The sequence below is a fragment of the Mucilaginibacter sp. KACC 22773 genome, assembly GCF_028736215.1.
Classification (GTDB): domain Bacteria; phylum Bacteroidota; class Bacteroidia; order Sphingobacteriales; family Sphingobacteriaceae; genus Mucilaginibacter.
In genome coordinates this window covers 2,484,415-2,510,375 of record NZ_CP117883.1, presented here as the reverse complement: position 1 = coordinate 2,510,375, position 25,961 = coordinate 2,484,415, and the positions used below count along the sequence as shown (strand labels likewise).

Below are 25,961 nucleotides of genomic sequence, written 5' to 3'. Positions count from 1 at the left end.
CACAAATTATTCGGCGCTAAATTCCGTATTATTTTTATTGTTTTTTTCGGCTTTCAGCAAAGAAAACAATAAAAACAATCCAACGATAAAAAATAATCCTAACACCAATACTGAATTGCGCGGACTGCCGGTTAATTCTTCAATAAAACCGAAGCTAAACACCCCGGCAACTATAGCCAGCTTTTCGGTAACATCATAAAAGCTGAAGAATGATGCCGTATCGGGAATATTTTCCGGAAGGTATTTTGAATAGGTAGACCTTGACATAGATTGTATGCCCCCCATTACCAGCCCCACAACAACGGCAACCAAATAAAACTGGGTATCGGTAGTTGTAAAATATGCGGCTACACATACACCTATCCAGATAATTACTGTACCGATAAGTACCCGCACGTTACCAAAAATGCCCGACAGCCTCGACATTAAAGTAGCGCCGCCTATGGCCACCAGTTGTATAATCAGGATGATTGAAATGAGTGCTGCCGTACCCATATGCAGCACTTTTGCAGCAAAACCCGTTGCCACAAGCATAACAGTTTGTAACCCCATGGAGTAAAAGAAAAACGCGGGCAAAAATCTTTTTAGCAGTGGCATGCCTTTCACTTTTTTCCACACGTTGCCTAATTCAATAAAACCTCCTTTGATAATATTGTGCTCATGGCTCACCGCATTCGGGCTACCTTTGGGCAATACAGAAAAAGGAATCAGAGCGAAACCTATCCACCACAAACCTACCAGCAGAAATGATAACCTTGCCGGGAAGCTTTTATCTAATATTCCAAACCATTCTGGTTTTAATACAAAAAGAAAACAGATTAGCTGCAATAACACGCTGCCAATGTAACCATAGGTAAAACCTTTGGCACTCACGTTATCCTGCATATCAATGGTAGCTATCTCCGGCAAATAAGAATTGTAGAACACAAAACCACCGCTGTAACCAATGGCCGCCAGTGCAAAGGCGATAATGCCCATCTCCAAAGTATCTTTTGTAAAAAAAAACAAACTACAGCAGGATAACGCGCCGATACAGGTAAAAAACTGCATAAATATTTTCTTGTTGCCCTTGTAATCGGCAATAGAGGATAATATGGGCAGCAGCAAAACCATCACCATATAGGCAGCAGCAAGGGCATAATCTGACAATGCGGTATTCACAAAGCTTTTACCGAAGAACATTACCCTATCGCCATTTTTAGCGTTAGCTGTGATGGCCACATAATATGCCGGAAAAATTGTTGAGGTGATGACCAGGTTATAGGCCGAGTTGGCCCAATCAAAAAATGCCCAGGCCCGGATGGTTTTCTTGTTATTTTTGGTTTCCATTGATAAGATAAAAGTAGCGAAAAAGAATTGAGATACAAGCCCACGCTAACTGCGACGCCTTCATTTAACTCCTTAAATAACAATGCGCCCCAGCAGAGCAGACTTTACAGCGTAAACGCTTCTAAATATTGAGCGGCAATGACGTGTTATTTAATAATAGCTAATGGAATAAGCTTATGATGCCAAAAAGGCGTAAGCATCAAACAATGCCTAGTGTTTGTTGCCCGGACACGGCAACCATTAGATGCGCTTAAATTTGCGCAAAGCACCATTTTAATGTTAACCATGAATAAAATTAAATTATTGATTATCAAATATTTATAAATAAAATACGTAAAATGTGTTAAGTTATGTTAACCCAATTTCCACGCGTATGCCCTGTTAGAATTAAAACTGGCTAAAAAACAAAGCCCTTTGCCAAAGTAGCAAAAGGCTTTATTTTTTAAGCCCTTCCTTCTGGGGAGGGTTTGGGTGGGGCTTATTTCACCGTTGGTTTCCACTTTTCCTGTAGTTCCTTGATAAAGTATCCGCCTACAACGCTGCGCGCCTGGAAACCTACCTGTTTGCCATCGGTGGTTTCGTGCCAATCGCTTAGGGGTACGCGGGTTGGGGTTTCCATGGCGTATTTGTAAACCGGGGCAACAAGGGTCTTAAAATCATCGTTGCTTTTGGCCAGGGTGGCTGTCCATATAATCCAGTCGCTTTTGGTATAAGTTTTACGACTATCCAATGGTAAGCCAAATTCGTTTTGTTTGCTGAGATAAAATTTAACCTCGCGGTCGTAAACCGATTGCGGGAACAGGTTTAAGCCAAGAATTTTATCCCATACAATATTATATTTCTGGCTCCAGGTTTCTGGCTTTTCAAACACAAGCGAGTAATGATCACCGGCATCGGCAAGTTTCATCCATTTGGCAACCATTTCTTTGGCTATAGCCCTGTACTTAGTGCCTGTAGCTTTATCGCCCATTAAATCGGCAAGGTGAGCATAACAGCCTACTCCTACTATTGCTTTGGCAGATAAGTTTGCATTGCGCGCCAGGTGACCGGCAAAATCATCGGTACACAACTGGTTGGCCGGGTCGCCGCCTTCACGAACCAGGTAGTTAGTCCATGCGGTTAAAGTTTTCCAATGCTTTTTGGCATAAGCAGGGTTATTACCATTTGCTTTAACAATGGCCGCTGTAAGCGCCAGCATATTGCCCGACTCTTCAACCGGCATACCTTCGCCATAAGTTTGGCCGTTTGCCAGCGGGTAGGTACCTAAATCATGCGCCGCAAAATCATGCGGAAATTTACCGGTTTCGCTGAAATAGAAAATACCATTCAGCATACCTTCCATCAGTTTTGGATTGTAAATAAGGAATAATGGCGCCGAAGGATAAGTTACGTCAACAGTGTTAATAGATCCATTACTAAAATTCTCTTTCGATAAAAATAAGAGTTCGCCCTGCGAACTTTTTACCAATATATGAGCGCTTATTGCCTGGCGATAAGCCAACACGCAAAGTTTAGCATATTTATCACCACCTGCTTTTAGAGCATCGTGATACATCAGTGCGTTAAAAGCCGCGCAGTTTTTAGTAATCACGGGGTAATCGGCTGCTGCTTTAGCCAGCAGCTGGTCAATAGTTTTAATTTGCGCGTTTTGCCAGTATGGTTTTAAGTTTACATGAAAATACTGAACGGGCGTAATATCATCGTAGCCTAATTCAACAAAATGTTCAACCGTTGTTTTACCTACTTTACCAAATGGCACTACCGTATTCAGTACCACATCTGTACCTTCTTTTACAGTTGATTTACTGTCGTTTTTAAAAAACGAAGTCACCGCTTCATCACCTGTGCTGATATACTGGGTGGCAGCGGCCGATTTTGGCACCGCAACATACATATATCCCCAATCTATCCGTAAATCGTCACCGCGTTTTTGTAAAATAGGCTGCTCAATAGTTCCTGCTTTTAATACCGACAAAGTGCTTGTTTCATACTTTTGGGTTGTAACAGGCTGTGATGGTTTGTTACGGGCAATATCCGCAGATGCGCCCAAATAAACCTGTACGTTGTGTGCCTGCCCATTGTTTGACTTTACCCTGTAAGTAATGTACGATATTGGCCTTGCCATCAAATCAAGGTTATTCATTAACAAAGGTGATGTAAACGTTACCTGCAAATCAATTTTGCCGCACTTAAATGCATACATGGTTTGGGTAGCCGTAACCTCAACGTGGGTTTGTTTAGCTACCTGGATATCGGCATGTTGGGTAGCTTTTAGTTCATCGGCAAAGCCAGCATCAAGGGCAGCACCGCCTCCGGTATTGGTACAATGCAAAGCCAATACGTTTTCGCCTTCCTTCAGTTTACCGGCTACATCATCCTTAAGCGGCATCATTTGCAGATCGCCGTTGGCGCCGCTGCTTACGTTTATTTTCTCGCCATTAAGATATACTTCGGTTTCATCATCGTGGTGAAGTTTCAGGAACAGTTTATTAATGTCTGCTTTATGGAAGGTAAACACGCGGCGCACCCAAATGTCGCGGCTTGTCCACACTGTTTTGCCTTGCTTGGGGTCGTCGCTAAAAGGCGCAGTACCCGTTTTCCATGCTGTATCGTCAAATTTTCCGTCGGCCCAGTTATCTGATGGCTTTGTTTCGGTATACTTTACTTCGTAAGGTTTTTCATCGCCGCCGGGTACCAGGGTTTTGTAGTGTACCGGTTCCTTACCCATAAAACGGTAAACCTCGCCATCCACCTTTATCAGGCCCAAAAGTGACTGATCCTTTCCTGTCCAGTGGTGAGTTGTTGATTCATTTAAATCATCGGTAGACGACCAGATACTGAAATAAGGATTGTGCGTAATAAGCGGATAAGCCGGCGCCTTAACATCCTGCGCCCGGGCAAACAGCCCCAAAATTGAAATACAAACGGTTAATGGAAACCTCTTCATGTGTTTTAGTAGTGTTATTATATAGATTGATAAGTACCAACGGTAAATATTTGGTTTTCTTTTTCAATTAATAAACGCTTTTACCAGAAAGCGTCAAATAGACGATTAATTGATACGAATTGTAGAAAGCGGATGTGCAGATATGCAGATTTTAGATGTGCAGATGAAAAATTATTTGAGGATGTGAAAATTTGAAGATTTGAAAATGAACTAAGTCTTAGTGCTCCTTTACTTCATTATTCGAAATTCAGACAAAATTCTGTCAATCTTTAATTCGATAAATTCAGTTTTTTTAATTACGGCATTGGCAGAAATCAAACCGTCATCTCATTTAATATCATCCCATCATCTGAAATTTAAAATCTGCACATCTAAAATCTGCATATCTGCACATCTGAAACACCTACTTAAACAAATCGAAACTATAACTTGCGGTGCTCCAGAAATCGTCTAAGGCGATGATCCTGGGTTTGAAAAAGGAGATTAGTGCGGGCCAGTCGTTTTGGTTAAATACGCTTACGTTGGGCAGGGTTTTGATGATACGGCTTACTGTTTTATCGTTATCATCGATAGTGTGCAGCAGCCAGTCCCATTCCTCGCCTATGCTGGCGTCAAATACTAATTTAAGTTCTTTAAACTGATCAAAAACGAGTTCTTGCATGCCCAAATCGGGATGCGAAATTTCGATACCAACAAATGCCGACCTTTTATCAGCCTGCATTTTAAAATGCAGGTGTTTGATGCCCGTTTTATAATTAACCCAGTTAATGCGTAAGCCATCGGCCGATGGCTGCGGCGCAATATATTGGCCAAAAGCTGTCCAGAATGCCTGTTTAATTTGTGATGCCTGATCGCGCGAGTACAATAGTTGTTATATTTATTACGCGGCGAATTTATAGATTATTTTGTGCTTTGTATAAACGCTACCACCTGCGCCTGTTCATTTGCCGAAAGGGGCCCGCCGGTATAGTCCCACTTTAATTTGTTGTTATCGTAGGTCAGGCGTCCTAAAAAAGCCGGGTTAAGTACATCTTCTACCAGCGGTAGGCTATCCCCTATTTCGGGCGCTATTTCCTGCAGTTCCAATAAGTGGGCTACACCATGGCTGTCGCCTTTATATAATGCGTAAACGCCCGTAAAATCAAGGCTGTTGTTTGACGACTGGGTTTGTACCGGCTCAATGATGATACTTATAGGGCTTCCGTTGTCTTTATTGATTTGATAGCTTACTGTACGTGGCATAGTTTAGTTTTTGTTTATTAGTTGTATTACAAGTTAGCGCGAAAATTGTTCGGACGGATGAGACATCAAAAGAAACTAAATCAAATACCTGCCGCCATTTCAATTGATGACATTAATTTAAATTTAATGTCAAAGTAATGAGGCAGATAAACAAAAAACAAAAATTATGTTTTATAATTTACCTTAAAACACTATCTTTGCGACCTGTTAAAAATCCTAATGCGGAAGTGGCGTAATTGGTAGCCGCACCAGACTTAGGATCTGGCGCCGCGAGGCGTGGGGGTTCGAGTCCCTTCTTCCGCACTTAAAAGTAAAAGCCTTCAAAATCGTTGATTTTGAAGGCTTTTTTTGGTTCGATAGATTGGTTATTTAAAGTGCTTTCGGTTTTAAATAATTGTATTTTAAAGACTTATGGGTTCGAGTTCAGGCAGCCCAATTATAAAAGTTCAAAAGTCTTTTTTATAAATCGTAATTCCACTGCCACACTGACTTAAAAAATACATTGGGATTTTATGGTCTTTAGAACAAAGTTCTTCGGCCTTTAAAACAAAGTAGCCAATTGCTCCATTTATTAATTTTGCTTTCATAAAATTCAATTATTATGGAACAAAATAATTATAATGGGGCTTTGCAAAAACCGGTAGGTTCAGGCTTCAACGCAGCATCCACAACATCTGATGTTATAAAAGGTGTGGATCTTAATGGAAAAATTGCTATTGTGACAGGCGGCGACGGAGGTCTTGGCCTTGAAATCACCAAAACGTTTTCTCAGGCAGGTGCGACAGTAATTGTACCTGCCAAGAATACTGAAAAAGCAAAATCAAACCTTCAAGAAGTTGCCAATGTAGAAGTGGAGCCAATGAACCTAACGGAATCTGCTTCTATTACTTCTTTTGCTGAAAAATTCCTGGCATCAGGTAGGCCATTGCATATGTTAATAAATAATGCGGGCATCATGTGGACACCTTTACAACGTGACGCCCGTGGTTATGAGGCACAATTTTCTACAAACCACTTAGGGCATTTTCAACTGACAGCAGAACTTTGGGAAGCCCTTAAGAAGGCAGAAGGAGCAAGGGTGGTGACAGTTTCCTCCTCGGCACACCATTATTCTCCTGTACTTTTTGACGACGTTAATTATCAGACGAGAGAATACAACAAATTTGAGGCGTACGGCCAGTCTAAAACAGCTAACGTGCTATTTACTGTTGAACTAGATAAAAAAGCTCGTGAGTTTGGTGTTCGCGCTTACACACTGCATCCCGGTCTAATATTGGATACCAATTTGGGCAGGCACCTGACCTTTGAAGATTTTGTTACTTTGGGTGTCGTAAATGCTGACGGCACACCCAATGAAGAAGCCCAGGCAGCAATGCAAAAAATGTCTAAGACTAAAGAGCAGGGCGCTGCCACAACAGTATGGGCCGCAACAAGTCCGCAATTGCAAAATATAGGCGGTGTTTATCTGCAAGATGTCGAAGTTGTCGGTTACAATCCCGATGCCTACGACAATAGTGCAGGCAAGAGCACCCCTGGCGGGACGTTCGGTGTGGCACCGTTTGCCCTGGAACCCGATGCGGCACAAAAGCTTTGGGTTTTGAGTGAGGAACTCACGAATACAAAATTCAATTTTTAATAGACAAAAAAGTAAGACCTGTACTGTTGGGCCTTATTTTTTACTTTTGTAGTATGGCGGTACGGCGAATAAATAATTACGCAGAGATTGTATTTACCTGTAGCGAAGCGGTTCATCAAAATAGTGAACTCGTTGCTGAGGAGCATTCTGTAGTCCGGGTTTTATCAGGTCAATTGAAAGTAATCGAATCTAATAAAGCTTACTTCTTTGAAGCAGGAGAAACATTCTTGTTCCCTAAGAACCGGTTGGCCCGGCTCGTTAAAACGGGAAAAGACGGTTTGCCCTACAGGGCGATTATTGTAAAGTTGACCCAAGATGTACTGAAAGCATTTTACGAGCATAAAAAAATTGATGCTGTTACAGTGTTTAAAAGTGATGCCATAATTCCTTTATCCAAAGGACCTTTACTGGATAGTTTTTTCGCGTCTATGCTTCCCTACTTCGACTTAGAGTATAAATTGCCGCGCGAACTTTCGGAGTTGAAAATACAGGAGGCAATAGCCATATTGAGAGCCATAAAAAGCAATATGGATCACATTTTATCCGATTTTTCTGAGCCGCATAAAATTAACCTTGTTGAGTTTATGGAGCGTAACTATATGTTTAACATGCCAATCGAAAAATTTAGTTATCTAACAGGGCGAAGTTTGACAACCTTTAAGCGTGATTTTAAGAAAGTGTATGGTACAACGCCTCAGAAATGGCTCACACAAAAAAGGCTTGAACTTGCCCGATACCAATTGGCTGAAAAGAACCGCAAACCTTCTGAAATTTATTTAGAATCGGGTTTTGAAAACCTCTCACACTTTTCATATGCGTTTAAAAAACAATTTGGTTTTACACCAAGTAAATTGTCAAAAGCTAAATAAACTCGAGAAACTTTCCTTAGGATACTTTGTGTCTATTAAAAGCTCTTAAATGGCAAATAATTCATACAAGATAGCTAAATCTCTTAAGAAATGGTTCGAATTTTGTACCGTCAGGTGCACAGCAATTAAAAACCCGGTCAAATTGATCGGTTTTTTTGTTTAAACCAATTTGAAAAGCTATTAGCTGATCTGATTTCGTTAGCGTTGGTCATCGGGGGATTAAGCAAAATTCTTTTTTTGCTACGGAAAATCGCTTATTTTCCTGTTTACCTATTAACCTTTAAAAACCACCCGCTCGCCATTTACCGTTGCAAAACCCTTATTCACGACAATATTAATACCGCTTAGCATAGCGCTTTCTACATTGGCGCCTATCCTGGCAAAACCAAACAGCTTCGCCCCTTCCCTTATCAGGTCGGCCCGGGCCAGGCTCACCTGGTTATGGAGAATTTCGCGGATAGCGTTTGCTACCTCCTCAGGCGGCAGGTCATCAGCATCCCGTTTATCGTCATCAGTTTTGGCAACGCGGTAGATGCTATATTTTTCAGGACTCTGGTCTGCTTTCCAGAAATAAACATTGCCCCCTGCGGTTTTGGTTTGCGTAAGGTTCATCTGGTCAAATACCCCATCAAGGTGATTAACAAACCGCGCCGTTACCCGGCTAATTCCCCACGCTGCCAGAACCCGCCTGATGAGCAGATCCTTACTTATCGGCGATTCGGTTTGCAGCACATTAAAAACCTGCGTTTTCAGCTTGCCGCGGTTATGCTGCATAATAAAATCATCGGCCGTTAGCGTATGAACAGCATCTAAGTGGCTAACCTGGTATGCCTCGGCAACTTTTGAAACAGCCGGAGCCGCAGGCCGGGCTTGTGTTTCGGGAACAGCCTGGTTAAATGATGGTTTGTTATTTAAGTCTTCGGGCCGGGTTGGTACCGGTTTAGCTTTTTCCGTTACAGCCGGTTTCGCTGCTTTCTTTTTACTTTCTTCTGCCTTAGTAACGGCATCCATTATGCCGCTGATAACCTTGTCTGGCTTCTCCCACCATTCTGTCGACCAGATCTTGTGCACATTCCATCCCAGCGACTTTAACACATCAACCTGCACTATCTCCCTGTCGCGCGAGGTGGTTGCCGCATGATAGTTTTTGCCATCGGTTAAAACGCCCAAAATATATGCCGATGGATTTTCCTTATCCACAATCCCAAGGTCAATCCTGAAATCAGAACATCCTATCTGGCTGTGTACTTCATAACCATGTTTACGAACCGATTCGGCTATGCTCAGCTCAAACCCGCCATCTTCTTTTTGTTTAACCGATGCGCGGGGCGGCAAAGCGCTTTTTCCCTTTTCGGCGTAGGCTAAAAATGCTTTTAGCCCTGCAACTCCTTCAGATGGTGTACGGTTAAGGTCTATGTGATCTGACCTTAAAGTCGAAAATACTTTCATCTCGTACCTTGCCCTTGATACGGCTACATTCAGCCTCCTCCAGCCACCATCGCGGTTTACCGGGCCAAAATTAAGGCTTACCCTACCCTTTTCATCAGGCCCGTAGCCAATAGAAAACAGGATCACATCGCGTTCGTCACCCTGAACGTTCTCCAGGTTTTTAATAAACAGGGGTTCGCCGGTTTCCAGGGCAATTTTTTCCAGGTCGGGCCTAAGTACAAAAACTTCTGTCAGCATATCATCAATCAGCAGTTGCTGCACCGAACTAAAGGTTACAATGCCAATACTCCTTTTGGCCAGCAACGGATCAGACAATCGCTTAATCACCTCATCAACAATTGCTTTGGCTTCGTATTTATTTTGCCTGCTTTTACCTTTATCGTAGTGCCCTTCAACAGGCACAAAACTTACTTTGCTGGTAATATCATCTGTCGACGGAAAGGTAAGTAGCTTGTTATCATAATACTTGGCGTTGCTAAACGCAATTAAGCTTTCGTGCTTGCTCCTGTAGTGCCACAACAGGTGTTGTGATGGCATGGATAGCGCGAGGCAATCGTCCAGGATGCTCTCCAGGTCTTCCTTCTCCACATTGTCCTCATCAAAGTTATTGGTGGCAAAAAAGCTGGTCGGCGGCATTTGTTTAGGGTCGCCTACTACTATTACGTTTGTACCACGGGCAATGGCGCCAACTGCTTCGCAGGTGGGCAACTGTGATGCTTCATCAAATATCACCAGGTCAAACTTAGGGTTGCCGGCATCAAAATACTGGGCTACCGATATCGGGCTCATCAGCATACAAGGAGCCAGCCGGTGCAATAAATTAGGAATGCCATCAAATATTTTGCGGATAGACATAGCCCGCCCGTTATTCCTAATTACCCGCTGCAACATGCCAATTTCTGAGCTTTGCGAAGCCTCCTGCGTAAATGAAGGGATGTTTGCTGCCAGCCTTGCGTATAACTCCTGCCGGGTGAGCATTTCAAACTTGCTGCTCACCTCACGAAACTTCCTTATTTTTTCGCCAAACAAACCACTGTTAAAACTGGCCAGTTCCGGGTGCATACTCAATATATATTCGGCGGCCGAGCGGTAAAACCCTTTCTGAAACTGCCTCACCAGGTCGGCATTTGTCATATTACCTTTTTCGTAAGCGGTAAGCAAGGGGTCTAATCCCGCGGCCAGGGCTTTGTCCCGTGTCGATGTCCAGTTGTACCAATCTTTCAATTCGTCAAGGTGTTGCACCCACTTAACGGCCTCATCAATCAGGTCGGCAGTGTAATCACCGGTAACAACAGGCAACGTGGCAAAGTTTATGCCCAACAGTTGTTGAATTTGCCCTTCGGTAGTAGTCACTTGCTGTGCCGTAGCCAGTAAACTGCCTAGCGTGCCGGAGTTTTGGATAATAAACGCCCTGCTGCCTTCGGTAAACTCACGCGATAATGCCGCACGCCACTCCCTCAACTGGGTGGCACCTACAAGCGTTCCTGCGGCGCGGTTAATACTGATAACGACATCACTTATACGGAGTAACGCGTCCCAGTCGGGATCGCCATTTTTCCATAAAAAACCGAGCAGGCCGGGTAAAAAAGCAGCTTTGTCAATCACATCCTGTTCTGCCCGGAAGGCTATCACCTGCTGCAAGTCCTGAGCTATAACCGATTTATCAATTTGCCCTGTGGCCGAAAGCGCACGCATGTTTTTTACAATTGCCCGCTGGCCCAGCCACCGTGGTAAAAACCATTTACCATTAGCAATATTCCATTCAGATAAAATTCTTTGGGCTGGTATAGCTAAAACCTCCTTTTGGTATCGGCCAAGCAAGGCCGAACGTAGTTTATCGCGCTGTTGCCCGTGGGCCGCAATCCCTACCACCTGGGCAAAAGTTTGCTCCAGGAAATCGGCCTGCAGCAATGATGCCGGGATATCGGACAATTCAAGCAGTAAGCTTACCAGGGTATGTAATGACTGTTGTTGCTCCTTGCTTTTAACCAACCCGTTTATTTTCAGCAACCTGCTTACACCAATAAGCTGGCTTTGGTATTGACTCAGGAGGTCAAGCAGGTGCTCTATCAATTGACCGGCGTCTTGCTTTACCTGGTTATTATATTGCTGCAAACGCATGTATTGCAGGGCATGGTTGGCAGGCTGGCCTATTAGTGCACCGGCTACCTGTAATTCTTCGGCCACATCGTGCCATGTAATTAACTTTGCAGGACTTAGCTGTGCTATTGCGCCTGCTGCAAAATATACCTTGTCCTCCCCCTTTTCAAAACGGCTGTAGCTGCTAAACAAATCAAACAACGAATAACCGAACGGATATTTTTTGTGCAGCACTTCAACATAAGTATTCAACTCATTTCGCAGGGCAAACAGGCGGTCGGCCTCGTCGCGGTGGCTTTCGGGGGCGGCTTTGCGGGCTACCTCGGTAGCTGCTTTCAGTTGCTCCAACACCGCTGTTTTTTTTGATTTGTTGGAATGTAGTTCGAGGCAAAAATCGCCTATGCCTATTGATTCCAGCCTGTCTTCCACCACCTCGAGCGCGGCTTTTTTGGCCGCCACAAAAAGCACCCGTTTCCCGGCGTATAAGGCATTGGCTATAATATTGGTAATGGTTTGCGATTTGCCGGTACCCGGAGGCCCGTGCAGCACAAAGCTTTTATCCTGCCCCGAACTTACAATAGCCTGCAATTGCGATGAATCGGTACTGATGGGGAGTGCGATATTTGCCGGGTGCAGCTGGCTATCCTGTATCAGCGATACATCGGCATTTTCCTGCGCCTGCCACTCCAGCTTGCCCGATACCAGGCTGGCTACCACCTTATTGCGATAAAGGTGTTCGGCATTGTTATGAATATCGTTCCAGAGGATAAACTTACTGAACGAAAAGGTTCCCAGCACCGCCTGTTCCTCTACGTCCCATCTTGATTTGGCCATAATGGCCTGCCGTACAATGTTAAATATCAGCTTTACATCTACCCCACTTTCATCCTTAGGTAATGTATCCAGGCCGCCTATAGTGACGCCAAAATCCTGCCGTATCATTTCCAGTAAGGTAATGTTCACCATGGTTTCTTCGTCGCGGCTGCGAATTACATAGCCTTTTTGAGCCGATTTACGGATGATCTCGACAGGTATCAGCAAAACAGGAGCATACCTTGGGCGCTCGCTGGCATCAGTTTCGTACCATCTTAACAAGCCCAGGCCGATATAAAGGGTGTTAGCTCCATTCTCCTCGATGGATAACCGCGAGGCACGGAACAAACTGGTAAGCCCATTGGTTAGTTCCGGCTCGGGCAAAAAGCTACGGATACGTTTTTGACCCAGTTCGTGCTGTATCAGCTCGGCAATCGGGTCAGACTGATGCAACGCCTGGTACATGCCGGCATCGCGCAGCGAGTTATCCCAATCGGCCGGCCTTGGCAACACCTGGAATTCCTGCCCATCGGCCAGGGCATCCTCCAGTTTACCTACGTTCACGGTCATAAACTGTACTACGCTTTTGGTTATCCGGATGTTGAGGAGGCTGTTACGCAACGTAAGATCGAGTAATTTACGTTCCCAAAGGCGTTGCTTGGAAATCTCGATATGATCTACGTTTCTTAGTTTTTGCCCGGCGTAAATCTCTTCGGGCAGGGCATTGGCCCGCTCCTGCCGGCTTTCTTCAATAATCTCCCAGCCTGCTGCGGTTTGTACCCGCAAGGGCAGTGGCCGTATACCGCTAAAACGGGCTCGCTTAATATCTATAAACAATATAAATTCACTGGCATTCAGCATTTTTTGCCCGGCCGATGCCGCAGCCGAATCAAATGAGGTATTGTTGCCTGCATTCATGCAGGTAGCTTCTACAATGGCTATCTCGCTTATACCATCCGCCGTACGTTTGGTAATAAGCGATGGATCGTCATTCACGGCATCGGCAAATGATTCGTCAACCAGCCAGCCGCCGGCAAAGGCATGCCCTTTCACTATAATAATAATCGGGTGGATACCCACGGCCTCCATACAGGCGGCGTATAACAACGATAGGTCGAGGCAATTGGCAAGCCTGTTGACAAATATGGCATCGCACAAGCGGATGCGCTGTCCGCTTTCTTCAAAGCTGGCTGGTACGGTACAATATATCAGTTGCTGCTCGGCAATGGCCTCGTAAATGGCGGCCATTTGCTTACGAACCCTATCGGGGCTGCGGCTTTGGTAATCATCAAATGATGGGTTATCCGTCCAGCTTTGTAAAATGGCGGATGCGCGGCGAAGGATCTTTGGAATTTCCGGGTGATTGGGTGTTACAAAAGCCGCCAGCATCTCGGGCAGCAAGCTCAGTCCGTTCCATTGATCGTAAGCAAGCAGTTCGATCGGGCGATTTTCCGACAATAGCAGTTCATCACCATTACGGATAATAATATTTATAGTGCCTGATACTTTCTCGGTTAATTCAGCCAGGTATTGGGCTGATAAATTAAGCTGTATAGCACCTGTTTCAAAGGCATCCCCTTGTTTTACATACCCGTAAATCCTTTTCCATAAAGGGGCAAAAGCTGGTTCAACGGTAATTTCAACTTCCAGGGCATTCCACTCAACCCTGGTGGTGTTGTTAATTACCAGCGACCGGATTACCGGCACATGGTTTTGTTGAAGTGCGAAATTGATTACAGGAGTATATGTAAGGTTGATATCTGTTGCTGTTAAAATACGCGTGCTCATATTAGTTGAAAAGATAGATATTTATTTTTATCTGTTCCATATTAAACGCTGCGAATGTGTTTTTTTAATATACCCAGCTAAAATATGGGCATGGGGGACTGGTGGGAACACATGAGTCTCGTATAAAAAAGACGTTGTGATTTCGATAGTATAGTGTATTCACAGCATTACTTAATCACCTTCGATTCGTTACTCATATGACACATTCAATATTTACACAAACATTGGCTTTCAACGCTGGTTAAGACTCACCCGGCTACGCTGCGCTGGCCACTCTCTCTTCGGCTTCGCCGGAAAGAGGGGCTTGGAAATTTATTACTTATTTTTTATAACGTATTTATATTCAACGTTCAAGCCCCTCTTTCCACCGCAGGTGATTGTTGCACAACTAAGCGCATACGTCGCAAAATTTCAAATCTTGTCGATCAACCTTCTGAGATTTTAATATTCAGCTATTGCCAAAAGCAAGTTAGTCGATATTCAAATCTCAGGGCGTCAAACCGCCATAAAACATGCGCTTTTTTTTGCAACCTTAGTTGTGCAACACTCACCGCAGGTGAAGAGAGGGTGGCGGGCGCAGCCTCGCCGGGTGAGTCTTCGCCGCCATGCGATATACGTTATTCCCCATTCAGAATTTCCACCGGGCATTTAGCTCCACCTTAAATTTTACATTTCTTAAAAAGCAACCATTTACCCTTTTTTAGAGTAATGACTAATAAAATCAACTACATCTTAAATTAAAACTTATGAAAAATTACAAGTTACTTCATGCAATGATTGCAGTGTTTGTAAGCATTGTGCTGTTGGACTCCTCATGCAGCAAAAGTTCAAATCGCATTATACCAACGCCGCAGCTTACCGGAGTTGTGCTAACCGATAACGCCACCTTCGGGAAAGTACTTACAGATAACAACGGATTCTCGCTTTATTTTTTCTCTAAAGATGTAAGCGGCGCTTCGGTTTGTGTAGACGGCTGCGCTACAACCTGGCCGGTATTTTACAAAGCAGGACTCACTATTGGCGCCGGCTTAACATCATCAGATTTTGGTGTGATTGACAGGCCCGACGGCAGTAAACAAAGTACCTATAAAGGCTGGCCATTATATTATTACAGCAAAGACCTTAAAGCCGGTGATACCAATGGTGATAAGGTTGCCAACCTTTGGGTCATAGCCAAGGCCGACTACACCATTATGTTTGGCAACGCCCAGCTTATCGGGCTGGATAAAGCCCAGTACAACGACCAAGGCATTGCAGGCACCGGAGCATCGCAATTTATTACTGATGACCGGGGGCTTACATTATACATGTTTAGTAAAGATGCATCAAGCAAAAACAACTTTACAAAAGCCGATTTCAGCAATAACGCCGCGTGGCCTATTTTTGAGGTTACCGGGGTGGCCAGTATCCCGTCAATTTTTGATAAAACCCAGTTTACCACTATTAACGTATTCGGAAAAACGCAGCTTGTTTATAAAGGGCATCCGCTATACTATTTTGGACAGGATGCCGCAACCCGAGGCAATACCAACGGCGTAAGCTTCCCGGTAGCTGGTAGTGCTATCTGGAAGGTGACTAACAGTACAACCGTAGCTTTATAAATCTTCAAAAAACATATTAACCGGGCGGGTGACATTTATCACTCGCCCGGTTTTATATTTCCTGGGTTAATTACAATTTCAGTTCGCCCCAACCCTGCCGGTAAGTACGGCGGATGTATTGGTTGGCGGGTTCAAAGTTGGTTACGCGCATGTTTTCGCCGTCCCAATTTAAGCCGGTGTACCTGCCGCTAAATTTGTAGCCTTCCATATTGCCATAAACCGGGTCGTTGCGTTTTATTTTCTCGCGCAGGTTAAAGGTGCGCAGCAACAGGTTGCCCATCAGCACTGTTTCCGTCAATGGCCCTGCATATCCCACAAATGGCGAATCAACTTCCATTTTGCCGTAGCCGGCTATACTGGCATCAACCCATTGCCACCAATGGCCATCCATCCCACCAGCAACGCGCGGGTACTTTTCGGGTACGTTTATATCCTTGTTTAAGGTAAGCGGCAGCAGTCGGGGGTGACTGCCTCCCCAACCACAGGAAACTTTTCCTTTGGTGCCTATAAATAATGTACAGCCTTCAAAATCATTTTCGCCGGGAAAATCTCCCAACGCTTCATTCATGTTTAAAGCAGGGTCAAGCTCGTTAAGGCGTTCGGGCGTTATGCCGCCATCCATCCAATGCAGATCGAGGTTTTTACCGTTTTGCTGTTTAAATTTAAACTTGATAGCACTGGATACCGGCCCGCTTTCGGGGTAAATGCCTTCTTTAAAAATGCCGCTGTAAACGGTGCTGGCGCTGCCCGAAACTTCGGTTGGGTAACCCAGGCCAAGCAGTTTAAACGGCGGCCCCATAATGTGGCAGCCCATATCGCCCAACGCGCCGGTGCCAAACTCCCACCAGCCGCGCCAGTTAAAGGGCACCAGGTTATCAATATAGCTGGTTTGCCTTGCAGTACCCAGCCACAAATCCCATTTGAGTTCTTTAGGAATTGGCGGGCTTGTTTTCGGCCAGGAAATCCCTTGCGGCCAAACCGGCCTGTCGGTCCAGCAATATACTTTCTCAATGTCGCCTATCAGGCCGGCTTCAAACCATTCGCGCATGGTGCGCATACCATCGCAGGATGCACCCTGGTCGCCCATTTGAGTTACCACCCGGTATTTTTCGGATGCCTGGGTTAGTATGCGGGCTTCGTAAATATCATGGGTTAATGGCTTTTGCAGGTACAAATGTTTTTTGAGCTGCATAGCGCTCAGCCCAACCAAGGCGTGGTTATGATCGGGTATGGCAACGGTTACGGCATCAAAGTTTTTATGCTGTTTATCAAACAGCTCGCGCCAGTCATGATAATAAGGCGCTTTGGGGAACTCTTTGCGGCGTGGCGCGGCCTGCCTGTCGTCAACATCGCATAAAAAGGCTATAACAGCATTCTTTTTAGGGGCGGTAGCAAAGTGCTTAATATCGTTCTCGGCCTCGCCGCCGCAGCCTATCGCGGCAATGTATAGCTTATCGCTTGGTGCTGTGTAACCTTTACCACCCAGCACAAAGCGCGGCACAATGTAAAACCCGGCTGTAGCTATAGCGGTTTTTTTTATAAAATCGGCCCGGCTTATGCCATTGTTACTTTTGTTACTTTTTGTTTCATCCAATTGCTCCATGGTTATTATTTATGCAATGGTTTAACAGCTACTTCCTTAAAAAAAACCACATCGTCATCGCCATGGTTTTGCAAGCCTATGTAGCCCTCGTTAGGACGCGTGCCGCGGAACGGTTCGAAATCAAATTTACGGGCCGGTGTTGGGTCGCCCTCCTTATAGTCGGTTACTTTTTGACCGTTAACAACAACTATAGTTCGCGGGCCATCCAGTGTAATTTCCATGGTATTCCATTGCGGACCGGGCTTGCCGGGTTTGGCCAATGGCTTGGTAAGCGAATACAGGGTGCCGGTAATATGGTAGTCGTCCTCTTTGGAGGTTTCGGGATGGTTATCTATCTGCACTTCATAACCATAAAATACGGGCATCCATTCCTCGCGGGGCTCCAGCGGTATGCGGATGAATACACCGGCATTGCTGTTAAACTTTTGCATTTTATAAACTACCCGGATAGTGCAGTTGCTGAATTTTTCTTTCGTCCAGTACAATAAGCCCATGCCGCCGTGGCTGCCGGTTAAGCCATCCTTTACATAGCGGCTGCCCTTGCCAACCTGTTTCCAGCCGTTAAGGTCTTTACCGTTAAAAAGCTGTCGCCAGCCATCTTTATTTTGCGCTTTGGCATCTATTGAAAATAAAATAATAAGTGGTAAACAGGCCAGCAGGCCTTGTTGAAAATGCTTTTTGATCATGGCAGACAGGAATTAAATAGCTTGTAACTGGTTATACTAAGGTAGAGATATTTATTTGAAAGATGCAAGGAAACCTTTAGACTGACACAGGGCAAACGCATCTAACTGGGTTAACATAACTTAACATATTTTAGATATATTTTTATATAAATATTTGACAGTCAATGTTTTGTATTTTTACATGGTTAACACTAAACTAATCGCGCAATCCATTAACTATTAGATGCATTTGCCTTGTAGACTGACATGTTTATCACCAATTTATTAACCCGCGCGCGGTATAATAAACCAGTTATCACCGCTTTTTAAGACTGCGGATTTACGACAAACCAACTGCAATTCAAACAACAATATTAATTCCCCGATGGTATATCAAGGGGTACGCCCTCTTTTAAAGGAACGCCAAAATCGGGCGATCCATCTTTTTTCCAGCCAAATTTTTGCGCCCTGGGCGACCGGTCATTACCACAGCCCTGGCCAGGTTTGGAGTTGGCGTGGTACAATATCCAATCCTCCGTTCCATCAGGAGATTTAAAGAATGAATTGTGGCCGGGTGCATAAACACCATTTTCCGGCGATTGCTTAAATACCGGTTGGACCGACTTTCTCCATGATGCGGCATCCAATAAGTTGCTGTTTTTTGATGCCGTGAGCATACCAAGGGCATAATAATCTGTCCAGCAACCGCTGGCCGAGTATATAAGGAATAGCTTATCGTTGTGTTTTAAAATCTCGGGGCCTTCGTTTACGTTAACATGCGGCGGGTTTGATTGTGCCCCAAGGTCGCCATATTTTTCCCAGTCAAACTCGGGGCTTGATATTTTTACCCGCGGGCCTTCAATGGTGCAGGCATCTTTCATTTTGGCTATGTAGATGTTTTGCTGCACGTCAACATCGCCTTCCCAGCCGGCCCAAATCATGTATAACTGTCCTTTATTTTCAAATACCGATACATCAATGGCCCATTTGTTGGTGCTGTCGCCTACTTTTCCTTTAAATGTCCAGGCGCCTTGTGTAGGATCAGTGGCGGTATTTTCGAGCACATAAATCCGATGGTTGTTGTTATTGCCGTCATCGGCAGCAAAATACATATACCATTTGCCTTTTATAAAATGAAGCTCGGGCGCCCAAAGTTCCTTTGAATAGTTGGTACCCGCCGGTGGCACCCAAATTGTTTTTTTAACAGCTGTTTTTAGCTGCGTAATATCTTTTGTTTTCCAGATAGCCAGGTGACTACCCGTTGAATTGGTATAATAGTAAAAGCCATCTTTGGAAATAACCCAGGGATCGGCACCGGAAGGCAGCAATGGATTCATGAAAGTTTTTTGCTGGGCAAAGCCCGATTGGGCCACAACCATCAATAAAAGGCAGATTTTTATAATGTTTTTCATGCCCTAATATAGGACACTATTTTTTATATAATTTATAACCGCCCTCTTTCATCTTTGGAGGCATTATCATCCTTTCGTTGAACCTTGTTTTTTGAGCCAAATGACCGATAATAGGTAAGCTTGATAATGGGAAAACCCCTTGACTCGCCGTTATACCGTACCCATACCTGCGAATTAAAAGCATCGCGGGTAAGGTGGCCGATATAAGCGTAATAGCTTGCCGACAACAACAAATCGGTAACTGATAGCTGAAAACTGCCTTTATTATTATCCAATTCCTTTTTTATCCCCAGGTTAAGCATCCCGTTTCCGTTGCTTCTTGAGGTAGCGTAATACGCCGGTGAATAGGCATAACCGGAAACCTCCACCGAAATGCTTTTAGGAAGTTTAAACGTTTCGCTGAAATCAACCGATCCGGCAAAGTATGATTTGATAAAAGTTTGCGGCGTATAGTCCACTTTGTATTGCCGCCAGCCGCCAACAAAACCATAACGCCCCTCCCACCAGCTTGTTATTTTTACCGGGACGCTGGTTTGCAGGGTAATGTTATTTTGATAAGGTGCGTTTTGCGGGGCAAGGTAAACCAACCCTTTAGATGGCCCGGTAGAAATTTGCGTTTGTAATATCACATCTTTATCGCGGCTGAATAAAACCGAGAACACATAATCGTGGTAATTGTAAGCCAGTTTAATATTATCGGTAATGGTAGGTTTTAACGCAGGGTTTCCTGTAAAAACAGATACCGGGTCATTATAGGTTACATACGAAGCTAGGTCGCTGTAGGATGGGCGGCTGACGCGTTTGGTATAGGATAACTGCAATTCGGAATGGTCATTAAGTTTCCTCGTCAGAAATACACTCGGAAACAACTTCTTCAATTTCCGGTCGATATCATATTGGGCATTACTGGCGTTATCGGTACTGTTGTGCGAGTATTCATAGCGTGCGCCAATAGTAAGGCTGGTAGCGGTATCCAGCTTCGCATTCAAAGTTGCGTACCCCGCGCCAATCACCTCCTTTGTAACCAGGTTATTGGATACCCCTACACTGCTTAGTACCCATTGGCCGTTTTGCATATTTTCAATTCCGGATACGCTATTGCTGCGGGTAAAGGTGCCCTTTACCCCTGCTTCTAATTTCAGGTTTGGGTTTATTTGTTTTGTGTAATCTGCTTTAAGCACAGATACTTTGATAGCGGTACTGGCCAAATCGCGCTGGCGGGGCGCGTAAAGGCTGTCGCCGGCACCGGCCAGGTTACCATAGTTATCAACAAAGGTGCTTTCAACATTAGTTTGCCCGTTGTTTTTGTAATAAATATAATCCGCATCAAAATTGATTTTTTCGCCTTTACTTAGTTCCCGTTCCAGGTAAATGGAGCCAATGGTATTGTAAGTATGATTAATACCATCGAGGTAGGAATTGAACAGCAAAACAGAATCGGGCTTAAGGGCATAATGGCCATGGTTGTAATTATTGTTGTGGTTACTTCCCGCCGCAAAATAGATACTGGCGCCAACGGTTGTCTTTTGATTAGGCCGGATGTCGGCACCAATTTCAGCATCCTGGTATTTGGCTATTGGTTTGGCAAGCCCTGTGTACAGAAACTCGGTTTGGCCACCTATGGCTGGTACAGTTTCCGTCCCACCTGCAAACAATTCACTATGCCCGCGGTCATGAGCATACGAATAAGAAGCCCACAGGCCCGCCTTACCGGTATTATGATTGATTGAGACGTTTGCCGAGCCCTTTTCGCCCCTGCCATATCCCGCCGTGGCCGTAACAGACCCGCTTGTACCTCGCTGTTTATTTTTTTTGGTGACGATGTTAATGAGCCCGGCATTGCCATCGGCATCGTATTTGGCGGGCGGGGTATTTAGTAGTTCTATTTTTTCAATATCATCAGCGCTTATGCCGTTTAGTAAAGTAAGTACCTGCTGCATCGACATCCGCATCAGCTTACCATCCAGCATAACCATTACTCCCGCCTTCCCGTTAAGGGTAATGCTGGTGTTTTGCGGGTTGACGATTATACCCGGCGAGCGCTGTAATACCTGTAAAACCGAACTGCCTTTTGTTAATATATTGCTTTGTACATTTACTACCATCCCGCCCGGCTCCTGCTGCACCAAAGGCTTATCTGCCCTGATCGTAACCTCGCTTAATTGCCTGGATGCCCCTTTTAGCCCGATAATGCCCAGATTTTTGGCTGGCCTTATACCGGCAAGCTCAAATACGGGCGACGACCATGTTTCATGAGTCATATCACTTACTTTGACAATGTACCGGCCCTGGCTAACAGGTTCAAACCTGAAAGCACCTTTATCGTCGGTAAGCGCCGATTTTATCAGCGCGTTATCGGTACTATCCAATAATATCACCGTTGCAAATGAAACAGGTTGCCCGGTAGCGTCCACAAATTTTCCCGATACCTGGGCAAACAATGTCTGGCAAAAAAAAGTTAGTAAGCTGATGATTAAGTATTTCATAGGTCAATTTCAAATGGTTGTATGACCAAAGGAATACAAACCAACTACCGCAGAAAAATCCGATTGACCAGTGTACTACCTTGATTGACGAAATACATTACAAGCGCCGAAGTTGATTAAAACGGTCCGTATTTATTATAATTTACCGGTTATACACCAATAGGTGCATTTGGTCAATTAATTAAGGCCGTTGAGATTACGGCCATAAAAAAATAATTCATTTAGCTGTATCTTTAGCTATGCCTCAAATTCAATCTAAACAAAACTGGCTTATCAGGTATAAGTTATACCACCTGCCTTTTTGGTTTTTATACAATTACCTGTGGTGGGTATTTTCCCAGGGCGATCCTATTGGCGTGGCGCGCAGCATCTTTTTCTCTCCCTACACGGTAAAATTTAGCTTTTACCTGGTATTCCAGGCTTTAGCGGCGTATTTTAACCTGTATTTTTTGATGCCACGTTATATGGAAAAGGGCAAATTTGCGCAATACATAACTTACGAGTTATTAACCATCATCGTGGCTGCCATGCTGATTGTTCCGGGGTATTTTTTAAGCGCCATTCTATCGGGTAAAACAATGGATGATTTATATGGTAGCGGGCCTCATAACTTTTTTACCCTTTTCCTGGCCAATCCGTTGCCATCAATAGTGGCCAGCAGCACTCTTGCCATGAGTATTAAGCTTACTAAAACCTGGGCACAAACGCAAAAAAGGCAACAAATGCTGGAAAAAGAGAAGCTTGAAACCGAGCTTAAATTTTTAAAATACCAGTTTAACCCTCATTTTTTGTTTAACAGCATCAATTCCATATTTTTCCTTATCCACAAAAATCCCAATATGGCTTCGGCTTCGCTGGCCAAATTCTCTGAATTGTTGCGGCATCAGCTTTATGAATGCAACGACCAGCAAATCCCCCTTCAAAAAGAAATAGCCTATCTTGAAAATTTTATCGAACTGGAAAAGCTGCGACATGATACCGAAGTGCAAGCTGATATAGCGTTGACAACACCTTTTGCCGGCAGCCTGGGCATCGCTCCCTTTATTTTGATGACGTTTGTAGAAAACGCTTTCAAGCACGTATCGGCCCATGTAAATGGCAGCAATTGGATCAGCATAAAACTTGAACTGGAAGGGCAGCGGCTTAGCTTATTTGTAAGCAACAGTACAGCCCCCGGCGAGGCTAACCAGGCGATAAAATACGGCGGTATAGGGCTGGCCAATGTTAAACGGAGGCTCGATTTAATGTACCCCGGCATTTATGAATTGGATATTGACAGCCAACCCGATACTTTTACGGTAAAACTACGGCTAACGCTTGCTGTGCTCCAAATATCACCAACCATGCAAATGGCTTAATATGAATATCAATTGTATAATTGTCGATGATGAGCCATTGGCCCGCGAAGGGCTTGGGAACTACGTACGCGAGGTAGATTTTCTACAGCTGGCCGGCACTTGCGAAAACCCGCTTGAGCTTTTGAAACTGCTTGACAGGCAACCCGCCGACTTGATTTTCCTGGATATCCAGATGCCCAAAATGAACGGGATAGAGTTTTTGAAGATTATGCAAAAACCGCCCATGGTGGTTATAACTACCGCCTACCCTACTTACGCGCTGGAAAGTTTTCAGCTGGATGTGCTGGATTACCTGCTTAAACCCATCACCTTTGAGCGTTTTTTTAAGGCGGCCAGCAAAGCCCGGGACTATCACCGGTTACTAACGAAACCTGCGTCAGCCGATGTCATTAAAACCGAAAAGCCGGAAGATTACTTTTTTATTAAATGCGGCAGCAAATATGAAAAAGTACCCTTGAATGAGATCCTTTATGTAGAAGGCATGCAAAACTATGTGAACATTTTTACGCTGAAAGGCAAATATGTAACCATGCTATCCCTTAAAAACCTGGAGGAAAACCTGGCCGGCAAGGCTTTTATCAGAGTGCACAAATCATACATTGTAGCTATCAACAAAATTGATGGTATTGAAGGCAATGAGATATTTATCCAGGCCAGCAAAATCCCTATAAGCCGTAATTACCGCGAACAGGTGATTGGCCAGGTGGTTACCAACAGGCTTTGGGATAAAAAATAACAAACACCAGTCATAAACGTAAATGGCGCCCATAGCCCAGGTTTAAAACGATTTACAAAACGCAGCAGGATAAAATTTAAACCACAAAGAAAACCCAATACTTTTTTGGCACGAAATTGGTATTAACTGAATCATGCAGATAGTACACATCAATACCGAAAAAACAGTTAAACACATCAAAAATTCAATTGTTGATCTGTTTACCAGGGAAGTAGTAACCCTTAAGGCTATTCATAAACAGTTAATTGGCAATAAACAGGTTAACAACACGCAATTTCCAGGCTTTATTGCCTGATCAGCATATATCACCTACCTATGAAAATGAGCTTCTTTTTTAAGAAGCTTTTTTTGTTTTAGGGGGATTTTACGAATCCAGACTTGCGAAGTTTTAAAAACTTCGCAAGTCTTCTGCCTCATGCCATCCGCGGGATTTTGGCTTCTATCCAATATCCTGTATCTTTTTATACGCACCTGTATAGCAAAATAACATACACCCGCCGCTACTACCGCCAGCCTCCACCCAATGCTCGGTATAAATTAACGACAGACTGCAGCTCCTGCAGCCTATCGTTAACACCGCTTAGCTGTGCTGCCAGCAGGTTTTGTTCGGATGTTAATACATCGGTATAATTGGTGGCCGAGCTGTACCGCAATAACTCCTGTGTATACTCAACCGATTTTTGCAAAGCGATGATCTGCTTACTGCGGGCATCCTGTTTTTCAAGGGCGGTTTGGTGTGCATATAATGCATTGGATACCTCCTGCCCTGCTACCAGCAATGTTTTCTGGAAGCTGTTAAGCGCTTCCTGCTGCTGTGCCTGCGCAGTGTGTAAACGGGCTTTGTTCAAGCCCTGGTTAAAAATGGGCTGGGTAAGGCCCGCGGCAATATTGTAAAATATGGAATTGACAAAAAAGTCTTTAAGCTGTAAGGTTGATAAACCTCCCGAGGCTGTGATGGTAAACGAGGGATAAAAATACGTTTTAGCCACGTTGGTATTCTCAAACGCGGCACGGAAAGCGTATTCGCTTTGCTGTACGTCCGGGCGGTTAGTGAGCAATTGTGTTGGGATGCCCACCTGTAATTCGGTGGCCATGTTCTGGGTATCCAAACTGCCGCGGTTTACCACGCCCGGCGGCCTTGATAACAGGATATCCAAAGCATTTTCGGTTTCGCGGATACTGCGCTTTAAATCAGGAATGGATACTTCGGCGGCATAGCGATTGGCTTCGCTTTGCACCACAGCGGCCCCGGTTACCACTGCGCCGGCCTTAAGCTCCTTCATGGTCTCCACATCTTTAATGCGGTTTTTGAGGGTTTGCAGTGTAATTTCCAGCTGTTTGTCCAATGCCAACAGGGTAAAATAGTTATTGGCTATGTCGGCAATCAACTGGGTTTGCACGGCCCGCTTAGCCGCATCAGTTTGTAAAAAACCAGCCAACGCCGCACGTTTGGTGCTGCTCAGCTTCCCCCAAACATCGGCCTCCCATGAGGTTGTTAGACCCGCCTGGTAAGTGGTAGTTAAGGTATTAACAATTGTACCGGCAGGATAATTTAAGCCTGCCGATGATTGTTTTGACCGGGTTACACTGGCATTGCCGCTTAACGATGGATAAAACGCGGCCTTACTTTGCTGCAATGTTGCCTGCGCCTCCAGTATCCGCTGAACAGCGGTTTTAAGGTCCAGGTTATTATTCAACCCTTCCTGTATCAGCGATTTAAGTATAGTATCGGCAAAAAGTTTTTGCCAGGGCATAGCCGCTATCGTGGTAGTATCGTTAGTTTGCCCATCGCGGTAAAGTCCGGTTGTGCCTATATCCGGCCGGTTATACGTTTTCGTTACTTTGCACGATAGCACAACGCCGAATAGCAGCGTAAAGGGCAGTATATATTTAAAACTCCGTCTGTTCATTTTATATCTTTTACTAA

The 25,961-nt window shown here is 44.5% G+C and carries 17 protein-coding genes and 1 tRNA gene; 7 read left to right on the top strand and 11 right to left on the bottom strand.

The annotated features are described in order from the left end of the window. Positions 1 to 6: 6 nt before the first annotated feature. From PQ469_RS10670 to PQ469_RS10655, 4 genes are all read right to left on the bottom strand, one after another. Positions 7 to 1,329 carry an MFS transporter gene (locus tag PQ469_RS10670; RefSeq protein WP_274212958.1) on the bottom strand — a complete coding sequence of 441 codons (1,323 nt, stop codon included), beginning with the start codon at positions 1,327 to 1,329 and terminating at the stop codon, positions 7 to 9. Positions 1,330 to 1,807: 478 nt separating this feature from the next. Then, positions 1,808 to 4,276, bottom strand: a complete 2,469-nt coding sequence (locus PQ469_RS10665; protein WP_274212957.1) for a glutaminase family protein — start codon at positions 4,274 to 4,276, stop codon at positions 1,808 to 1,810. 403 nt (positions 4,277 to 4,679) lie between these two features. Beyond that, on the bottom strand, positions 4,680 to 5,141 hold the full coding sequence (locus tag PQ469_RS10660) for a DUF4268 domain-containing protein (RefSeq protein ID WP_274212956.1): 462 nt from the start codon (positions 5,139 to 5,141) through the stop codon (positions 4,680 to 4,682). A gap of 35 nt (positions 5,142 to 5,176) precedes the next feature. Then, entirely contained in the window at positions 5,177 to 5,518 is a 342-nt protein-coding gene (locus PQ469_RS10655) for a hypothetical protein (RefSeq protein WP_274212955.1), read from the bottom strand. Between the two features lie 221 nt (positions 5,519 to 5,739). Between PQ469_RS10655 and PQ469_RS10650 the strand changes: the two genes are divergently transcribed. Then, a tRNA-Leu gene (locus PQ469_RS10650) sits at positions 5,740 to 5,821 on the top strand. Positions 5,822 to 5,964: 143 nt separating this feature from the next. Here the strand turns inward: PQ469_RS10650 and PQ469_RS10645 are convergent. Continuing rightward, on the bottom strand, positions 5,965 to 6,105 hold the full coding sequence (locus tag PQ469_RS10645) for a hypothetical protein (RefSeq protein ID WP_274212954.1): 141 nt from the start codon (positions 6,103 to 6,105) through the stop codon (positions 5,965 to 5,967). Positions 6,106 to 6,119: 14 nt separating this feature from the next. Here PQ469_RS10645 and PQ469_RS10640 point away from each other — a divergent pair, with 14 nt between their 5' ends. After that, entirely contained in the window at positions 6,120 to 7,154 is a 1,035-nt protein-coding gene (locus tag PQ469_RS10640) for an SDR family NAD(P)-dependent oxidoreductase (protein WP_274212953.1), read from the top strand. Between the two features lie 53 nt (positions 7,155 to 7,207). Further along, entirely contained in the window at positions 7,208 to 8,023 is an 816-nt protein-coding gene (locus PQ469_RS10635; RefSeq protein WP_274212952.1) for a helix-turn-helix domain-containing protein, read from the top strand. A gap of 273 nt (positions 8,024 to 8,296) precedes the next feature. On the opposite strand, the gene proA is transcribed toward PQ469_RS10635, so the two are convergent. Beyond that, positions 8,297 to 14,173: an anti-phage protein ProA gene (proA, locus tag PQ469_RS10630; protein WP_274212951.1), complete on the bottom strand. Its 5,877-nt coding sequence runs from the start codon at positions 14,171 to 14,173 to the stop codon at positions 8,297 to 8,299. Between the two features lie 746 nt (positions 14,174 to 14,919). On the opposite strand from proA, the gene PQ469_RS10625 reads away from it, so the two are divergent. Beyond that, a complete protein-coding gene (locus tag PQ469_RS10625; protein ID WP_274212950.1) occupies positions 14,920 to 15,774 on the top strand; it encodes a hypothetical protein in 855 nt (284 codons plus the stop codon). 70 nt (positions 15,775 to 15,844) lie between these two features. Here PQ469_RS10625 and PQ469_RS10620 read toward each other — a convergent pair whose 3' ends face one another. From PQ469_RS10620 to PQ469_RS10605, 4 genes are all read right to left on the bottom strand, one after another. Further along, positions 15,845 to 17,377 carry a Gfo/Idh/MocA family protein gene (locus tag PQ469_RS10620; RefSeq protein WP_274212949.1) on the bottom strand — a complete coding sequence of 511 codons (1,533 nt, stop codon included), beginning with the start codon at positions 17,375 to 17,377 and terminating at the stop codon, positions 15,845 to 15,847. Positions 17,378 to 17,382: 5 nt separating this feature from the next. Further along, a complete protein-coding gene (locus PQ469_RS10615) occupies positions 17,383 to 18,063 on the bottom strand; it encodes a 3-keto-disaccharide hydrolase (protein WP_090647288.1) in 681 nt (226 codons plus the stop codon). A gap of 353 nt (positions 18,064 to 18,416) precedes the next feature. Then, entirely contained in the window at positions 18,417 to 19,454 is a 1,038-nt protein-coding gene (locus PQ469_RS10610; protein ID WP_274212948.1) for a glycoside hydrolase family 43 protein, read from the bottom strand. Between the two features lie 32 nt (positions 19,455 to 19,486). Further along, a complete protein-coding gene (locus PQ469_RS10605; protein WP_274212947.1) occupies positions 19,487 to 21,940 on the bottom strand; it encodes a TonB-dependent receptor domain-containing protein in 2,454 nt (817 codons plus the stop codon). Positions 21,941 to 22,179: 239 nt separating this feature from the next. Between PQ469_RS10605 and PQ469_RS10600 the strand changes: the two genes are divergently transcribed. The 3 genes from PQ469_RS10600 (at position 22,180) to PQ469_RS10590 (ending at position 24,329) form a co-directional block, all read left to right on the top strand. After that, complete coding sequence (locus PQ469_RS10600; RefSeq protein ID WP_274212946.1) at positions 22,180 to 23,298, top strand: sensor histidine kinase; 1,119 nt, start codon at positions 22,180 to 22,182, stop codon at positions 23,296 to 23,298. Between the two features lies 1 nt (position 23,299). After that, positions 23,300 to 24,034, top strand: coding sequence for a LytR/AlgR family response regulator transcription factor (locus PQ469_RS10595; RefSeq protein ID WP_274212945.1), 735 nt, complete (start codon positions 23,300 to 23,302; stop codon positions 24,032 to 24,034). Positions 24,035 to 24,167: 133 nt separating this feature from the next. Continuing rightward, entirely contained in the window at positions 24,168 to 24,329 is a 162-nt protein-coding gene (locus tag PQ469_RS10590; RefSeq protein WP_274212944.1) for a hypothetical protein, read from the top strand. A 208-nt stretch (positions 24,330 to 24,537) separates the two neighbouring features. Here PQ469_RS10590 and PQ469_RS10585 read toward each other — a convergent pair whose 3' ends face one another. Further along, positions 24,538 to 25,944, bottom strand: coding sequence for an efflux transporter outer membrane subunit (locus tag PQ469_RS10585; RefSeq protein ID WP_274212943.1), 1,407 nt, complete (start codon positions 25,942 to 25,944; stop codon positions 24,538 to 24,540). Positions 25,945 to 25,961: the final 17 nt, after the last annotated feature.

What these genes read in the sequence shown, in the direction of transcription:
- PQ469_RS10670 (WP_274212958.1), bottom strand. Translation starts at nt 1,329, where the DNA reads ATGGAAACCAAAAATAACAAGAAAACCATCCGGGCCTGGGCATTTTTT.
- PQ469_RS10665 (WP_274212957.1), bottom strand. Translation starts at nt 4,276, where the DNA reads ATGAAGAGGTTTCCATTAACCGTTTGTATTTCAATTTTGGGGCTGTTT.
- PQ469_RS10655 (WP_274212955.1), bottom strand. Translation starts at nt 5,518, where the DNA reads ATGCCACGTACAGTAAGCTATCAAATCAATAAAGACAACGGAAGCCCT.
- PQ469_RS10645 (WP_274212954.1), bottom strand. Translation starts at nt 6,105, where the DNA reads ATGAAAGCAAAATTAATAAATGGAGCAATTGGCTACTTTGTTTTAAAG.
- PQ469_RS10640 (WP_274212953.1), top strand. Translation starts at nt 6,120, where the DNA reads ATGGAACAAAATAATTATAATGGGGCTTTGCAAAAACCGGTAGGTTCA.
- PQ469_RS10635 (WP_274212952.1), top strand. Translation starts at nt 7,208, where the DNA reads ATGGCGGTACGGCGAATAAATAATTACGCAGAGATTGTATTTACCTGT.
- proA (WP_274212951.1), bottom strand. Translation starts at nt 14,173, where the DNA reads ATGAGCACGCGTATTTTAACAGCAACAGATATCAACCTTACATATACT.
- PQ469_RS10625 (WP_274212950.1), top strand. Translation starts at nt 14,920, where the DNA reads ATGAAAAATTACAAGTTACTTCATGCAATGATTGCAGTGTTTGTAAGC.
- PQ469_RS10620 (WP_274212949.1), bottom strand. Translation starts at nt 17,377, where the DNA reads ATGGAGCAATTGGATGAAACAAAAAGTAACAAAAGTAACAATGGCATA.
- PQ469_RS10615 (WP_090647288.1), bottom strand. Translation starts at nt 18,063, where the DNA reads ATGATCAAAAAGCATTTTCAACAAGGCCTGCTGGCCTGTTTACCACTT.
- PQ469_RS10610 (WP_274212948.1), bottom strand. Translation starts at nt 19,454, where the DNA reads ATGAAAAACATTATAAAAATCTGCCTTTTATTGATGGTTGTGGCCCAA.
- PQ469_RS10605 (WP_274212947.1), bottom strand. Translation starts at nt 21,940, where the DNA reads ATGAAATACTTAATCATCAGCTTACTAACTTTTTTTTGCCAGACATTG.
- PQ469_RS10600 (WP_274212946.1), top strand. Translation starts at nt 22,180, where the DNA reads ATGCCTCAAATTCAATCTAAACAAAACTGGCTTATCAGGTATAAGTTA.
- PQ469_RS10595 (WP_274212945.1), top strand. Translation starts at nt 23,300, where the DNA reads ATGAATATCAATTGTATAATTGTCGATGATGAGCCATTGGCCCGCGAA.
- PQ469_RS10590 (WP_274212944.1), top strand. Translation starts at nt 24,168, where the DNA reads ATGCAGATAGTACACATCAATACCGAAAAAACAGTTAAACACATCAAA.
- PQ469_RS10585 (WP_274212943.1), bottom strand. Translation starts at nt 25,944, where the DNA reads ATGAACAGACGGAGTTTTAAATATATACTGCCCTTTACGCTGCTATTC.